The sequence below is a fragment of the Rothia mucilaginosa genome, from assembly GCF_001548235.1.
In the GTDB taxonomy this organism is placed as follows: Bacteria; Actinomycetota; Actinomycetes; order Actinomycetales; family Micrococcaceae; genus Rothia; species Rothia mucilaginosa_B.
This window is the reverse complement of record NZ_AP014938.1, coordinates 181,959-197,192: the sequence shown is the minus strand read 5'-3', so window position 1 is coordinate 197,192 and position 15,234 is coordinate 181,959. Positions and strand designations below refer to the sequence as shown.

General features: G+C 58.2%; 15 protein-coding genes. 14 read left to right on the top strand and 1 reads right to left on the bottom strand.

Annotated features, from left to right (window positions below; translation table 11 throughout):
* Positions 1 to 63: 63 nt before the first annotated feature.
* The 13 genes from RM6536_RS00725 to RM6536_RS00665 all read left to right on the top strand — a co-directional run bounded on the left by RM6536_RS00725 (position 64) and on the right by RM6536_RS00665 (position 13,702).
* Positions 64 to 2,043, top strand: coding sequence for a glycosyltransferase family 2 protein (locus RM6536_RS00725; protein WP_060823643.1), 1,980 nt, complete (start codon positions 64 to 66; stop codon positions 2,041 to 2,043).
* Complete coding sequence (locus tag RM6536_RS00720) at positions 2,043 to 4,001, top strand: polysaccharide biosynthesis protein (RefSeq protein ID WP_060823642.1); 1,959 nt, start codon at positions 2,043 to 2,045, stop codon at positions 3,999 to 4,001. Before RM6536_RS00725 ends, RM6536_RS00720 begins: the two co-directional genes overlap by 1 nt.
* Positions 4,002 to 4,254: 253 nt before the next feature.
* Positions 4,255 to 5,559, top strand: a complete 1,305-nt coding sequence (locus RM6536_RS00715; RefSeq protein ID WP_060823641.1) for an MraY family glycosyltransferase — start codon at positions 4,255 to 4,257, stop codon at positions 5,557 to 5,559.
* Positions 5,559 to 6,131, top strand: a complete 573-nt coding sequence (locus tag RM6536_RS00710; protein ID WP_060823640.1) for a hypothetical protein — start codon at positions 5,559 to 5,561, stop codon at positions 6,129 to 6,131. Before RM6536_RS00715 ends, RM6536_RS00710 begins: the two co-directional genes overlap by 1 nt.
* A gap of 118 nt (positions 6,132 to 6,249) precedes the next feature.
* Complete coding sequence (locus RM6536_RS00705; protein WP_231917973.1) at positions 6,250 to 6,420, top strand: hypothetical protein; 171 nt, start codon at positions 6,250 to 6,252, stop codon at positions 6,418 to 6,420.
* A 112-nt stretch (positions 6,421 to 6,532) separates the two neighbouring features.
* The gene (gene atpB / locus RM6536_RS00700; protein ID WP_005507804.1) at positions 6,533 to 7,324 is read left to right on the top strand and encodes a F0F1 ATP synthase subunit A; all 792 of its coding nucleotides are present in this window, start codon (positions 6,533 to 6,535) and stop codon (positions 7,322 to 7,324) included.
* Between the two features lie 143 nt (positions 7,325 to 7,467).
* Positions 7,468 to 7,671, top strand: coding sequence for an ATP synthase F0 subunit C (atpE, locus tag RM6536_RS00695; protein ID WP_005506461.1), 204 nt, complete (start codon positions 7,468 to 7,470; stop codon positions 7,669 to 7,671).
* 51 nt (positions 7,672 to 7,722) lie between these two features.
* Positions 7,723 to 8,280: a F0F1 ATP synthase subunit B gene (locus RM6536_RS00690; protein ID WP_049326923.1), complete on the top strand. Its 558-nt coding sequence runs from the start codon at positions 7,723 to 7,725 to the stop codon at positions 8,278 to 8,280.
* Positions 8,280 to 9,092, top strand: a complete 813-nt coding sequence (locus tag RM6536_RS00685) for a F0F1 ATP synthase subunit delta (protein ID WP_049350325.1) — start codon at positions 8,280 to 8,282, stop codon at positions 9,090 to 9,092. The genes RM6536_RS00690 and RM6536_RS00685 overlap by 1 nt, the downstream gene beginning before the upstream one ends.
* A 187-nt stretch (positions 9,093 to 9,279) precedes the next feature.
* Positions 9,280 to 10,905 carry a F0F1 ATP synthase subunit alpha gene (gene atpA, locus RM6536_RS00680; protein WP_060823639.1) on the top strand — a complete coding sequence of 542 codons (1,626 nt, stop codon included), beginning with the start codon at positions 9,280 to 9,282 and terminating at the stop codon, positions 10,903 to 10,905.
* A 75-nt stretch (positions 10,906 to 10,980) separates the two neighbouring features.
* The gene (locus RM6536_RS00675) at positions 10,981 to 11,922 is read left to right on the top strand and encodes a F0F1 ATP synthase subunit gamma (RefSeq protein ID WP_005506457.1); all 942 of its coding nucleotides are present in this window, start codon (positions 10,981 to 10,983) and stop codon (positions 11,920 to 11,922) included.
* Between the two features lie 56 nt (positions 11,923 to 11,978).
* Positions 11,979 to 13,442 (top strand): F0F1 ATP synthase subunit beta, encoded by a 1,464-nt coding sequence (gene atpD, locus RM6536_RS00670; protein WP_005507810.1) that lies wholly within the window; start codon positions 11,979 to 11,981, stop codon positions 13,440 to 13,442.
* Positions 13,443 to 13,444: 2 nt separating this feature from the next.
* The gene (locus RM6536_RS00665) at positions 13,445 to 13,702 is read left to right on the top strand and encodes an ATP synthase F0F1 subunit epsilon (protein WP_060823638.1); all 258 of its coding nucleotides are present in this window, start codon (positions 13,445 to 13,447) and stop codon (positions 13,700 to 13,702) included.
* 255 nt (positions 13,703 to 13,957) lie between these two features.
* Here the strand turns inward: RM6536_RS00665 and nucS are convergent, their stop codons facing one another.
* Entirely contained in the window at positions 13,958 to 14,671 is a 714-nt protein-coding gene (gene nucS / locus RM6536_RS00660) for an endonuclease NucS (RefSeq protein ID WP_060823637.1), read from the bottom strand.
* Positions 14,672 to 14,879: 208 nt separating this feature from the next.
* Between nucS and RM6536_RS08915 the strand changes: the two genes are divergently transcribed.
* A complete protein-coding gene (locus RM6536_RS08915) occupies positions 14,880 to 15,206 on the top strand; it encodes an ATP/GTP-binding protein (RefSeq protein WP_081094630.1) in 327 nt (108 codons plus the stop codon).
* Positions 15,207 to 15,234 lie beyond the last annotated feature (28 nt).

Below are 15,234 nucleotides of genomic sequence, written 5' to 3'. Positions count from 1 at the left end.
GCACGGTATGGGTGTATTGCGTACCGGCTGATTCAGGCGCATCGCGCCGCGGAGGGAGAACTTATGGCAGAAAAGTACAGCGACGTGACCGCTTTTGCCCAGCCTTCTTCAGAACAGCCTTCTTCCGACCAGTCTTCTTCTCGCAATTCTTTGAGCGAGTATCCCCGCACGGTCGCCGTGGTGGTGACCTATAACCGTGAGGACCTGCTGCCGAAGACCCTCGCTGGTATCGCTTCTGGTGAGCGCGTGCCTGCTGCGGTGGTGATTGTTGATAACGCCTCTACGGACGGTACCGCCGAGTATCTGCGCGCCCTGGACTATGAGCTGCCGGTGGACTGCATCCGCCTGGAGAGCAATATGGGTGGCGCTGGCGGTTTCGCGGTGGGTATTGATCGCGCCCTGGAACGCCATAACCCGGACCTGGTGTGGGTGATGGACGATGACACCGAGCCGACCGAGAACACCCTGTCGGAGGCGGTTGCCGCCTGGCTGAACTATTCGCCGGTGCCTTCGCAGCGCCCCGCGGTGGTGGCATCTCGCGTGGTGTGGACGAACGGCGAGGATCACCCGATGAATACTCCGCGCACCATGTTTGCGGCGGGGGAGCAGCGTCATGCTCGTGCGCAGGCTGTGGGTGCCCGCCCGATTCGTAGCGCCTCGTTCGTGTCGATTCTGATGGATGCGCAGGCTATTCGCCGTAATGGTGGTTTGCCGATTGCTGAGTTCTTCATTTGGAATGATGACTTCGAGTTTTCGACTCGTCTGATTCATCACCGTGACGGTATTGCGGTACCTTCCTCGGTGGCTAAGCATCACACGAAGACTTTTGGTACGACGAACGCTGACCCGGGTCCGCGTTTCTATAACGATGTGCGTAATAAGCTGTGGGTCTTTACCCGTTCGCGTACCCTGAACCCGCTGGAGAAGCTGCTCTACGGTGGCTCCTCGGCGCGCCTGTGGATTTCTACTGTTCTGCGTACTGATGACCGCCGCACCTACCTGGGGTATTTCCTCAATGGTGTGCGTGATGGTTTGCGCGCGCCTCGCCCGAATGCTCAGGTGCTTGAGGGTATTTACCCGCTGACTTTCCCTGGCCGCTACGGCGTGCCGGCTTCTGCTAGTGCCGTTGAGGCTGAGAAGGCGCGCGGTTGTGTGAGCTCTGTACCCGATTTTTCGGTGCTGATGAGCGTGTACGCGAAGGAGAATCCCGCCTACTTGGATCAGGCGTTGGAGTCGAATCTTCTGAACCAGACGGTGCGTCCTTCTGAACTGGTTTTGGTCAAGGACGGCCCGTTGACCCCCGAGCTGGATGCCGTGGTGGACCGCTGGGTTCAGCGCGCCGAGAATCTGGATTGCCCGCCGATTCAGGTGGTGGAGCTGGCTCAGAATGTTGGTTTGGCGGAGGCGCTGAACGCCGGTCTGCAGGCGTGTTCCTATGAGCTGGTGGCTCGTGCTGATTCTGATGACCTGTCTGAGCCGACTCGTTTTGCGTGTCTGATTCCTGCCCTGGCGCAGGGCGGCTACACGGTGCTGGGCTCTGCCATGCTTGAGGTGAATGAGAGCAATACTGCGGTGGAGTCGACTCGCGAGGCGATTGTTGATTCTGCGCGTCTGCTGCGCGCGATGGATTCGCGTAACCCGATTTATCACCCGTCTGTGGCGTTTGTGAAGAGCGCCGTGCAGCAGCTGGGCGGTTACGAGTTTGTGCCCGGTGCTGAGGATTGGTGGCTGTGGATGCGTCTGCGCGATGCCGGCTACCGTCTGGGTAATATCCCCGAGGCTCTGGTGCGTTACCGCGTGGGTGCGGGCGCGTACACGAAACGCGGGGGAGTGGACGCCTGGTTGCAGGATCTGGCGATTCAGCGTCGACTGTACACCGGTCACGGTATTTCTAAGCTTCAGTGGGCTCAGAATATGGCGGTGCGTAGTGTGTACCGTTTTATTCCTGAGCAGGTGCGCCGTTCGGCGTTTCGTGCGTTGTCGTCTTTGACGGCTCGTGCTTCTTCTCGTTCTTCTGGTACCGCATCTGAAGGAGGCATGTAGTGGCTCAGTTGAAACCTCACGCTCATGTGGTGATGCAGAAGGCTGCTCAGCGCGGCACGATGGTGACGGAAGGTGACTCCGGCACGATGCTGGTGAACCGCCTGTATGAGCGTAAGCCGTGGTGGCTGATTGCGCAGGCTCTGATTGATTCGAGCGCGTGGCTGCTGGCGGTTTTGTTCGCATATATGCTCCGCTATAGTGTGTTGCTCAGTAACGGCTCGGTGTTCGATATTATTCACCCGGCGTCGTTGACGATGACCGCTACTTTGGCTGTGGTGTTGCATCTGGCTATTGGTCTGGCGGGCGTGAAGATTTATAACGGCGTGTATTCGTACGGTTCGTTTGACGAGTCATGGCGTGCCGGTGCGGCTGCTTTGAGTGCGGGCGCGGCGTTGACTGCTTTCTCCTTTGTGGATGAGCTGCTGGGTCTGCCGCATATCCCGCATAGTGTGCCTGCGATTGCGGCGGCATTTAGCCTGATTATGATGGCTGGTGCCCGTATGGCGAAGCGTGTGTACACTGAGCGCGGTGCGGTGCGTGAGCTGACCGGTGAGCCGGTGATTGTGTACGGTGCCGGTTTTATTGGCGGCATGGTCATGGATTCGATGCTGCATGATGAGGAGGCGAAGCTTCGCCCGGTTGCGGTCTTCGACGATGACCAGCTGAAGGCTGGTACGAAGTTCCACGGCATTTCGGTGATTACGACGTACCGCGAGCTGGAGCAGGTGATTCGTGAGTCGGGTACCCGTAAGATTCTGGTGACGATTTCGGATATGCCGGAGGATTACTTCGAGTCCTTCTGCAACCGCATGCGTAAGCTTAAGGTTGAGGTTCAGCGTATTAGTAGCGCGAATGCTCGCCTGATGGGTGAGCGTCTGATTACCGCGAGCGATAACGACCTGATGCGCGTGATTCGTGGCGAGATTAACTACGATATTGACCGCGATATTCTGCGTTCGTATCTGCACGGTAAGCGCGTGCTGGTCACGGGTGCGGGCGGTTCGATTGGTTCTGAGCTGTGCCGTCAGATTAGCGAGTTTGAGCCTGAGACCCTCATGATGCTTGATCATGATGAGACTCTGCTGATGGAGACGAAGGTTTCGATTACTCACGAATCGAGCCTGGACGATGACCGCATTATTCTGGCTGATATTCGTGAGGGCGATAATCTGCTGGAGATTTTCCGTGAGCGTCGCCCCGAGGTGGTGTTCCACGCTGCGGCTTTGAAGCATGTGTCGGCGCTGGAGGCGTACCCGCAGGAGGCGTGGAAGACGAACTCTCTGGGTACCCTCAACGTGCTGCGTGCCGCGGAGGCGGTGGGCGTAAAGACCTTCGTGAATGTTTCGACCGATAAAGCTGCGGACCCGAAGACTGCACTGGGCCAGTCCAAGCGCGTGGCGGAGCGTCTGACCGCGTACTTTGGCGAGAAGACCGGCAACACTTACGTGTCGGTTCGTTTCGGTAACGTGTTTGGTTCGCGCGGTTCGATTAAGCCGCTCTTTACGAAGCAGATTCTTTCGGGTGGTCCGATTACCCTGACGGATAAGCGCGCGACCCGTTACTTCATGCTGATTACCGATGCCTGCCTGCTGGTGATGCTTGCCGGTGCAATTGGTCGCCCGGGCGAGGTCATGGTGCTGGACATGGGCCAGCCGGTCAAGATTCTGGACGTTGCGAAGGCGATGCGCCAGGCATATGAGCGGTATGACGTGGAGATCAAGGAGATTGGTCTTCGCAAGGGTGAGAAGCTGGATGAGACTCTCTTCGGCGGTACCGAGAAGCTGGTACCGAGTGAGGAGAACCGGTATATTTCCCGGTCGAGTGCCCCGGCACTTGACCCTGATGAGCTCGATTATGAGCGGTGGATTCAGAACTATCGGGAGCACAGCGGCTATGAGCGTCATGGCCTGGAGCGTGCCCCTGATCCGCGTACTCTGGCGGATGCACAGACGTTCTAATCTTTACGGAATGACACCGGATGCTGCACTTGCGTGGCGGGTGCGGCATCCGGTGTTTTTCCCTTTCTCGGTGTAGAACATTTCAGGACGCAGAATATGCGGAGCGTATGGAGAGATTCTGTAACGTTTAGCCCCGGGCTTCAGAAGAGTTCTATAGAATACGAAGTAAACACACACTACACACATATCGTCCCTTAGCCGCGATTCTGGAGTTTGGTTCCAGCTTCGACGGTGCCAATGCCTTGGAGCTGGTATGACCTCCTTTTCTGAGCTGTTGAGTATTTTTGCTCTTGCTTTTGTTTTGGGTGCCCTTTTGCCGTTTGCGGTGCGCCCGATTTTGCACCGCAACAATATGGTGGATGTTCCTAATGAGCGTTCTTCGCATACTGCTCCGACCTACCGCGGTATGGGTTTGGCGACTGCTACAGCGACTTTGCTGGCGTTTGTGGCGGCTACTTTGTTTGGCTGGACGTACCGTTCTTCTGAGTCTTTGCAGCTGGCGGTGACGATTGCCGCGGCGATTCTGTGCGCTCTTGCCCTGGGCTGGCTGGAGGATATTCGCGGCGTGAGCATTGTGCGTCGTGCGGGCCTGCAGTTGGTCATTGGTCTTCTGGTGAGCGTAAGCTTTGCGACGGTGCAGGGCACGAACATTCTGCTGCTGGTTTTGGGTGCGATTTTTATTGCCGGTTACATTAACGTGGCGAACTTTATGGACGGCATTAACGGCATTTCTGGTGCTCACGGCCTGGTGGCTGGTTTGGCGTATGCGCTGACCGGCTGGATGGTGAACCTGCCGTGGCTGGCGTTGGCCGGTGTGGCTGTTGCCGGTGCTTTTGCGGCGTTCCTGCCGTGGAATGTGCGCCCCGGTAAGAACGTGTTTTTGGGCGACGCGGGTTCTTATGTTTTGGGTGCGGCGCTGGGCACGATGGCTGTGGGTGCGTGGTTTGCGGATGTTCCGTTCCTGCTGTCTTTTGCTCCGCTGGTGACCTACCTTGCGGATGCGGGTACGACTCTGTTCCGTCGTTTTATGGCGGGGGAGCAGTGGTATAAGCCGCACCGTACTCACACGTATCAGCGTCTGACGGATGTTGGTTTCAGCCACCTTGGTTCGACCGCCGTGGTGACGGGTACGACCATTTTGGTGTGGGTGCTGTTGGCGTTTGCGTCTGACCTGTACACTGCGGGATCTGTTGTGGCGACCGTGGGCGTGGTGCTGGTGGCTCTTGCCGTGTTGGTCGTGTATCTGCGTATGCCGCAGCTCTTTGGCGGCGAGGCTCCTACTTCTGCGATTGATTTGTCGAAGCGTTTTGCCTCGACTCCTGAGACGTCAGCTCCTGAGGCGAAGAAGACTGTTTCGGAGCCTGCTACCGGTTCGTTGACTTCTGCAACTGGTGTTCCGGCGACTCCTGAGAATGTGGAGCCGACCTCGTTGCATCCGGAGCCGATTATGCCGGATTCTGTGAAAGACCGTGCAGACGGCTCTTCTACTGCTCGCTCCTCTGCTGCTCATTCCTCTATTCAGCCGTCTTCTCATCGAAACCGTGGGGAGAAACACTAATGACTTCTGAACACTCTAAACCTTCGGCTGAGGTTCCTGCTGAGCCTCTCTGGAGGCGCGTGGTGGACGTTCTGTGGTATCCGCCGGCGGAACGTAGGCGGCAGCAGAAACGCCGCCGAGAGCGCGCTCAAGCAGGTTTGAAGGCCTCTTCTTTTGAGAGCCAGGAGCTTTCCTGGAAATTTTTGTTCTACAGGGTATCGGCTTACTCTCTGCTGGCTTGGTTGGGCGGTATGATGAGTGCGTACCTGTTTGCGGGCCCTGTGGGCGCGCTAGGAATAACATTGGGCTTTCTGATAATCTATATATGCTTCACTCTGGGCGTATTAGTTATGTTGGTTGCTCCCATTTTCGACTGGGGTGTACCCAAATCGCTGGTGGTGAGCTACCTCGTGAAGATTGCCCTACTCGGTTTGGTATTGATGTTTGTGCCGTTCCCCGAGAACTTGAGGCACGGTTGGACTCTCGCAGGCGCATGTACCGGCGTGATTCTGTGGATTGTTATTGAAACAGTCAGCATCGCACGACTGAGAATTCTATACTTCGACACCGATCTAGAAGACCATGGTCGGTAACGCGATCGGTGTTTGAAAGGAAATACGTTTGGCCGAAGAGAAGAAATGGTGGGACGGAGATAAAAAGCTCCGCACTACCGGAGAATTGGTATCTGACGGAGGTCTCTCCGGCGCAGTCATGTCGATTCTCTATCTGATCATCGGTGTAGCAGTGTGGGGAGGCATCGGTTACCTCGGTGACCTGGTCTTCTCCACCACCTGGCTGGTGTGGGTTGGCGTCTTGATTGGCGCTGTCGGAGGTCTGACCCTCGTCTTTACCCACATGACCAGGCAGAATAAAGACCGCTAGGTCATTGAACGCGGACCGCTAGGTCACACATTCATCCATGTAGTTAGCATGTCAGTCGCTTAGAGGCAGACATGGGCTCTTGATAGCCACTAGTAGCAAGAAAGGACTTGCTTTGATCGAGAACGGGTTGATCCTCGCGGAAGCCTATGTGCCGCCGACCCCCGAAGACATGCATCTGCCCCCCTTCTTCACCATTGGTGATTTCGCTTTCGGTAAGCAGAACGTACTGATTCTGCTGTCCGTGGTGATTATCGCGGTCTTCTTCCTCACCGCAGCACGTAAGCGCGCCATGGTTCCCGGCAAGACTCAGTTCATCGCTGAGTCTGGCTACATGTTTGCTCGTAACTCCCTCGGTAAGGAAACCCTGGGCGTACAGCACTACAAGCCTTTCGTGCCGATTCTGTTCGCCTCCTTCTTCTTCGTTCTGGTGAACAACCTCTTCGGTTCGATTCCGTTTGTTCAGCTGCCCTCCTTCTCCCACCCCGGTAGCGCCTACGCACTGGCTGGCGTAGCGTACCTGACCTGGGTTGGCGTTGGTATCAAGCGCAAGGGCCTGGGCGGCTTCTTCAAGGACATCACCATGCCTTCGGGTCTGCCGGTGTGGATTTACCCCATCCTGATCCCGATCGAGTTCTTCTCGAACCTGCTGATTCGTCCCGCAACTCACGCGCTGCGTCTCTTCGCGACCATGTTCGGTGGTCACCTGGCGCTGATGGTTGCATCCAGCATGGTGACCTACATGGTTGAGACTCTGGGCGGCATCGGCTACCTGGCCGCTATTGCTCCCGGTGCTCTGGGCATGTTCCTGTACTTCCTGGAATTCATGATTCAGTGCATCCAGGCTTATGTGTTCGCTCTACTGCTGGCTGTGTACCTGCAGGGCTCGGTTTCCGAGGGACACTAAACTCTCTAGTTTTTTAGGTTTTCGCGTTCGTCATTGGGCGTGAATAAAGCAACCCACACGTTCACTGTGCGGGCTATTAACTCAAATCAAACTCTGTTCGGTCCGGGTATGTTCCCGGTCGAACACTGTTGAAAGGAAAAATAATGGTTGGTTCCATCACTGCGGTTGGCTACGGTCTGGCAGCTATTGGCGGCGGCATCGGCGTGGGTCTGATCTTCGCGGCATACATGACCAGCGTTGCTCGTCAGCCCGAGTCCCAGAAGACCCTGCAGCCCATGCTGTTCCTGGGCTTCGCACTGGTCGAGGCACTGGCAATTCTGGGCCTGGTTCTCGTCTTCATCAAGTAACCGGCTCTGCCACATCCTAAACGACCCATCCCATAGAACAGGATTCCCTCCATGATTTATCTGGCAAGCGAAGGGGGAGCGGAGGCAACTTCGAACCCCCTGATTCCCGACGTCGGGGAAATTGTCATTACCCTCATCGGATTCCTGATCCTCTACTACATCGTTGCTAAGTACGTTGTCCCGGCGTTCGAGAAGATCTACCAGGACCGTAAGGAAGCAATCGAAGGTGGCCTTGCCAAGGCCGAGAAGGCACAGGCAGAGGCTGCAGCGGCTCGCGATGAGTACACCCAGCAGCTCGAAAGCGCTCGACTGGAGGCTCAGAAGATTCGTGAAGAGGCACGCGCAGAGGGCGAGGCAATCATTGCCGATGCTCGCGAGCGTGCAACCGCTGAGGCTCAGCGCATTAGCGATAATGCAGCAAAGGCTATCGAGGCAGAGCGTGCGGCAGCAGCAGTGTCCCTCCGTTCCGAGGTTGGCACTCTTGCTACGACCCTTGCCGGCAAGATTGTGGGCGAAGCCCTCAACGATGATGAGCGATCGGCCCGTGTGGTAGATCGTTTTCTTGCTGACCTTGAAACCGAGAAGCAGAACGCAGGTGCGGCTCGGTAATGGCAGGAGTATCTACTGAATCACTGAGCAAGGTGGAAGAGGTGCTGGAAGCTCACGCTTCCCTGCAGCCCCTGAACCTGGCGAGCGAGCTTTTCGCTGTGGTTGATGTTCTCGACCACAACGGCACCCTGCGCCGTGCTGTCACCGATTCTTCGCGTGATGCAGCAGCACGTCAGGGTATCGCTAACACCGTCTTCGGCGGCAAGATCTCTTCTCAGGCTATGGCTGTGTTCACCAATGCGGTGGCTCAGCGCTGGTCTGATGATGCTGATCTGGCGAACGCCCTGGAGCGTGCAGCAGTGCTCGCCGTGACCGCATCGGCTCAGTCTCGCGGTGGCGTGGACGCCCTGGACGAGGTACTCAACGAACTACTCACCTTTGTGCGTACCGTTGATTCCAACGCTCAGGCGCAGGAAGCGCTGTCCGACCATCAGGCAAGCAAAGAAGCAAAGAAGAAGCTCGCCGTGGCGCTCGGTGGCCCCGCCACCACCGCCGAAGGTGTGCTTCTGCTCGAACGAGTTGGCTCCAACCCCCGCGGCCGTCACGCTGCACGGGTAGCCGATGAGTTCGCAGAAATCATCGTCACGCGACAGAACCGTTACATTGCGCGAGTAACTAGCGCGATTGCGCTGTCGCAGGCACAGCTTGAACGTCTCGGTCGCGCGCTCAACGCCGTGTACGGCCGTGAGCTGAAGCTCGACGTTTCGGTGGACCCCGCCGTTCTGGGCGGTCTGCGTGTTCAGGTGGGCGACGAGGTGATCGACGGTACCGTCGAGACCCGCATGTCCGACCTGGCTCGTTCCATCGGCTAGCGGCTCAAGCTAGCGACGCTGAACCGTTCGTCGCAACGGTGATTTAGAAGATACCTCGGGTAGCGGGTGCGTGGCAGATGCCTCCTTCGCAGAAGCAGTGGCATTGCCCGCCCGTTCAACCCGAATTGCAAGTTTCGGTTGGTTCCGTTGACGGAATGCAACCACAATGAGAGAGCAGGGACACAAGATGGCCGAACTGACCATCAATGCCGAAGATGTCCGTAATGCGCTGAACGAGTTTGCAGCGTCTTACGAACCCGGCAATGCAGAACGTGTTGAGGTGGGTCGAGTTGTATCGGCCTCCGACGGTATCGCTCGTGTCGAGGGCCTTCCCTCGGTTATGGCGAATGAGCTGCTTCGTTTCGAAGACGGCACCCTCGGCCTCGCACAGAACCTGGATACCCGCAATATTGGTGTGATTGTCCTGGGTGACTTCACCGGTATTGAAGAGGGCCAGGTCGTACACCGCACCGGTGAGGTCCTCTCGGTGCCCGTTGGCGACGCGTACCTCGGTCGCGTTGTTGACCCCCTCGGTAACCCGATCGATGACCTGGGCCCCATTGAGGCTGAAGGCCGCCGCGCACTGGAGCTGCAGGCTCCCGGCGTGACCCAGCGTAAGTCGGTTCACGAGCCGCTGCAGACCGGTCTGAAGGCAATCGACTCGATGATTCCGATTGGTCGCGGTCAGCGTCAGCTGATTATTGGTGACCGCCAGACCGGTAAGACCGCTATTGCGATCGACACCATTCTGAACCAGAAGGACAACTGGGCTTCGGGTGACCCCAACAAGCAGGTTCGATGCATCTATGTGGCTGTTGGCCAGAAGGCATCCACCATTGCAGCTGTCCGCCACACCCTTGAGACTCGCGGCGCGCTGGAGTACACCACCATCGTGGCATCTCCCGCATCCGACGCAGCAGGCTTCAAGTACCTGGCACCCTACACCGGTTCGGCTATCGGCCAGCACTGGATGTACGGTGGCAAGCACGTCCTCATCATCTTCGACGACCTGTCGAAGCAGGCAGAAGCATACCGCGCTGTGTCCCTGCTGCTGCGCCGCCCGCCGGGACGTGAAGCATACCCCGGTGACGTCTTCTACCTGCACTCCCGCCTGCTGGAGCGTTGCGCTAAGCTCTCCGACGACCTGGGCGCAGGTTCGATGACCGGTTTCCCGATCATTGAGACCAAGGCAAACGACGTTTCCGCCTTCATTCCGACCAACGTCATCTCCATTACTGACGGCCAGATCTTCCTGCAGTCCGACCTGTTCAACGCTAACCAGCGTCCGGCAGTCGACGTCGGTATCTCCGTCTCCCGTGTTGGTGGTGCCGCACAGACCAAGGCTATGAAGAAGGTCTCCGGTACCCTGAAGCTGGAGCTGGCACAGTACCGTGCTATGGAAGCGTTCGCAATGTTCGCATCCGACCTGGACGACGCTACCAAGGCACAGCTGACCCGCGGTTCTCGCCTGACCGAGCTGCTGCGTCAGCCGCAGTACACCCCGTACGCAGTTGAAGAGCAGGTTGTCTCCATTTGGGCTGGTACCTCCGGTCACCTCGACGACATTGAGGTTTCCGACGTGCTGCGCTTTGAGGAAGGCTTCATCGAGTACCTGCGTCACAAGACCTCGGTACTGACCGATATCGCTTCCTCCGGCAAGCTTGAGGATGACACCGTTGCCGCGCTGAAGACCGCAGTTGCTGACTTCAAGCAGGGTTTCAAGTCTGAGGGCAGCAGCCACCTCGTCGACGCAGGTCACGAGGAGCACAAGGCAGCTCGCGATAGCGACATCACTCAGGAAACCATCGGTTAGCGATTAGTCCTCGCCTTCTCCCCGCCTCAGCTATGAGGCTGGGGCGGGGCAGAAAGCAAGGAGAAAGGAAGCTCTATGGGAGCCCAGATTAGGGTTTACCGACAGAAGATTGCTTCGACGTCGTCTATGAAGAAGATCTTCAAGGCGATGGAGATGATCGCGACCTCCCGCATTAACAAGGCTCGTAACGCTGCTCAGGCAGCCGGCCCCTACGCGAACGCTCTGACCCGCGTGGTGACTGCGGTTGCGACTCAGCATGGCATCAAGCACCCGCTGATTCACAAGCCGCACGAGTTCGGAACCTACGAACACCGCCGCTCCGCAATCCTGGTTGTCACCAGCGACCGCGGCCTGGCAGGTTCGTACTCCTCCGCTATCCTGCGTCGTACCGAATCTCTGATTGAGAGGCTGCGCTCTAACGGCCAGGAGGTACAGCTGTACCTGGTTGGCCGTAAGGCAAAGGCTTACTTCGAGTTCCGTGAGCGCCCCTACGCCCGTGCGTGGGAGGGCCACACCGATGCACCTCGCGTTGAAACCGCCGTCGAAATTCGTGACGCGCTGCTCGAAGCCTACGACCTGCCCTTCGAAGAGGGCGGCGTGGACGAACTGCACATCGTGTACACCGAGTTCAAGTCGATGGTTGTTCAGGAACCCAAGATTCTGCGTCTGCTGCCCATCCACGTGGGTGACGCAAAGGCTATGGGCGAGGAAATCGTTCCCGACCAGGAACTGACCAAGGCTGAGTACGAGCAGGCGGCATCCTTCGAGTTCGAGCCCTCCGCTGAGGAAGTGCTCAACGAGCTGCTGCCGCGCTACGTTGCATCCCGTATCTTCTCCTGCCTCCTGCAGGCAGCAGCAAGTGAGCTGGCATCCCGCCAGCGCGCAATGAAGACCGCAGGTGACAACGCTGAGACGCTGATTACCAAGTACACCCGTTTGATGAATAACGCACGTCAGGCGGAAATTACTCAGGAGCTCTCCGAAATCGTGGGCGGCGCAGACGCCCTCGGCTCCTAGTATTGGTACGCCAACGAAGCCATCAACTGTCCAAACTTTCTAAGTAAGTGAGAAATATGACTGCCACCTACAACGAATCGGTCTCCGCACCGACTCAGGGCGCAACGGGTCGTATTGCCCGCGTCATCGGCCCCGTGGTCGACGTCGAGTTCCCCGCCGGTCAGGTCCCCGAGATTTACAACGCTCTGACCACCGAGCTGACCCTCGACGGTCGCACCCGCACCATCACCTTCGAGACCGCACAGCACCTGGGCGACTCGATCGTTCGCGCTATCTCCCTGCAGCAGACTGACGGCCTGGTCCGCGGTCAGGCTGTAGTCGACACCGGCGCACCGATCTCTGTCCCCGTTGGTGACGGCGTGAAGGGCCACATCTTCAACGTTCTCGGTGACGCACTCGACGTGCCGAACTCCGAGATCAAGGCTGACACCTACTGGCCGATCCACCGTGCCGCTCCCGGCTTCGCAGAGCTGGAAGGCTCCACCGAAATGCTGGAGACCGGTATTAAGTCCATCGACCTTCTGACCCCCTACATCAAGGGCGGTAAGATCGGTCTGTTCGGTGGTGCAGGCGTGGGTAAGACCGTGCTGATCCAGGAAATGATTACCCGTGTGGCTCGTAACTTCGGTGGTACCTCCGTGTTCACCGGTGTTGGCGAGCGTACCCGTGAGGGTAACGACCTGTGGGTCGAAATGGAAGAAGCAGGCGTTCTGAAGGACACCGCTCTTGTGTTCGGCCAGATGGATGAGCCCCCGGGAACCCGTCTGCGCGTGGCACTGACCGGTCTGACCATGGCGGAGTACTTCCGCGATGTTCAGAACCAGGACGTGCTGCTGTTCATCGACAACATCTTCCGTTTCACTCAGGCAGGTTCTGAGGTTTCCACCCTGCTGGGCCGCATGCCCTCCGCAGTGGGTTACCAGCCGAACCTGGCGGACGAAATGGGTCTGCTGCAGGAGCGTATTACCTCCACCCGCGGTCACTCCATCACCTCCATGCAGGCAATTTACGTGCCTGCGGATGACTACACCGACCCGGCGCCGGCAACCACCTTCGCGCACCTGGATGCGACCACCGAGCTCTCTCGTGAAATCGCATCGCGCGGTCTGTACCCGGCAATTGACCCGCTGTCCTCCACCTCCCGAATTCTGGACGCACAGTACATCGGTCAGGAGCACTACGACACCGCAATTCGCGTGAAGGCTATTCTGCAGGAGAACAAGGAACTGCAGGACATCATCGCGATTCTGGGTGTGGACGAGCTCTCCGAGGAGCAGAAGATTGTCGTGGCACGTGCACGTCGTATCGAGCAGTTCCTCTCCCAGAACACCTACACCGCAAAGCAGTTCACCGGTGTCGAGGGTTCGACCGTTCCGCTGAAGGACACCATCGAGTCCTTCCAGATGATCTGCAACGGCGATGTCGACCACATCCCCGAGCAGGCGTTCTACAACATTGGTGGTATGGACGACGTTATGCGCCGCTACGAGGAAATCAAGGCACAGACTGGAGCTAAGTAATCATGGCTCTGAAAGTTGAAGTTGTTTCCCGCGAACGCGTCGTGTGGACTGGCGAAGCGAACTACGTTCGTGCACGCTCCGTCAGCGGTGACCTCGGCATCCTGCCGGGTATGATCCCCACCTGCACGCTGCTGGCACAGGACGGCGAGCTGCTCATTGAACCTGTTGAGGGTGAGACCATTAAGACCACCCTCAACGCAGGTTTCTTGACCGTCTCGAACGATCACGTGACCATCGCTGCAAAGCACGCACAGATCTAAAGCCGGTTCCCCGCAGGGGGAATTGACCGCTGTGTACACCTCGCCGGTGTTCCTTCCCGAAAGGGGAGGGGCACCGGCGATTGGTGTATCAGGGGTAGGGTGTGTGTAGAAGAGCGCGCGCAGAAAGAGAATGCACAGAAAGATGGCGTGCATAGAATGACAGCGTGCACAGAAAGGGGCGCCTCCCATGGTTGGGAGGCGCCCCTCAAGCTATGTGTAGCCGCCTAGCTAGAGCTGGTTAGAACAGAGAGCCGTTTAGAACAGACGGTCAGCCGAATCGTCCACGCCGCGCATCGCGTCGTAATCCAGGCTCACGCAGCGGATACCGCGGTCCTCAGCCAGGGTACGAGCCTGCGGCTTAATCGTCTGCGCCGCAAACACGCCGCGCACCGGAGCCAGCAGCGGGTCACGGTTGAGTAGCTCCAGGTAACGGGTCAGCTGCTCCACGCCGTCAATATCGCCCACACGCTTGAGCTCGACCGCCACGGAGACGCCGTGCGCATCCTTCGCCATGATGTCTACCGGACCGATAGCGGTCGGGTACTCGCGGCGCACCAGCGAATAGCCCTCACCGAGAGTGTGGATCTGCTCGGCAAGCAGACGCTGCAGGTCAGCCTCCACACCGTCCTTAATGAGGCCGGGGTCAACACCCAGGTCGGTGGTGTACTCGTGCTCAATCTTGTAGATACGAATCATGAGGCGGTCATCGCTCTTCGCCGCCTGAACGGTCCACAGCTGTTGAACATCAGACTCCAGATCCTCACGGATGCTCTGCGGAACATCCTTGCGCTCAGCCACCAGCAGGGAGCAGGGAGGGCTCATCCAGTTCAGAGGCTTGTAGGAACCGCCGTCGGAGTGAATGAGGACGGAGCCGTCATTCTTGACCATCAGCAGGCGGGTAGCGCGGGGCAGGTGGGCGCGGAGGCGGCCCTCATAATCTACGGAGCATTCAGCAATGACAATACGCATCCGTCCACTCTAGCAGGTACGAGTGTTTGGCTCTAGCAGGTGAGGGTATGAGCTAGGGAACCTGTGCACGGCACGGAGTGCGGTACAGGGCACAGTAGGGGGCGGTACAGGGTGGGGGAGCGCCAGGTCAGAACGGGGAAGAGCGCAGAGCGAACAGCGGCAGGGCCGGTAGGTAGAGATAGCCCAGCGGCGCGGTAGAATAGGGCTCATGGCACGTAAGAATCATCCCGGCAGGCGAGTATCCGGCACCACCAGCGATAAGTGGCACCGTCAAGCACCTGCAGGGCGTGATATCAGCAGGATCCTCGACCCTGCACCCAGGTTGGAACGTGACCGATACGGTGACTGGCTGGTGCAATACATTCCCGCCGTCAACGCCCAAAAAACCTACACTTGCCCCGAATGCTACCGCCCGATTCCGCCCAGAACAGCGCATCTGGTGGTGTGGCAAGAAAGCCACACGATGGGACGTAGCCGCGCCATTGATGAGCGCAGGCACTGGCATCAGCACTGCTGGCGAATCCGTCGCAAATAGGCTGAACATCGCACATAAGGTGCAGCCT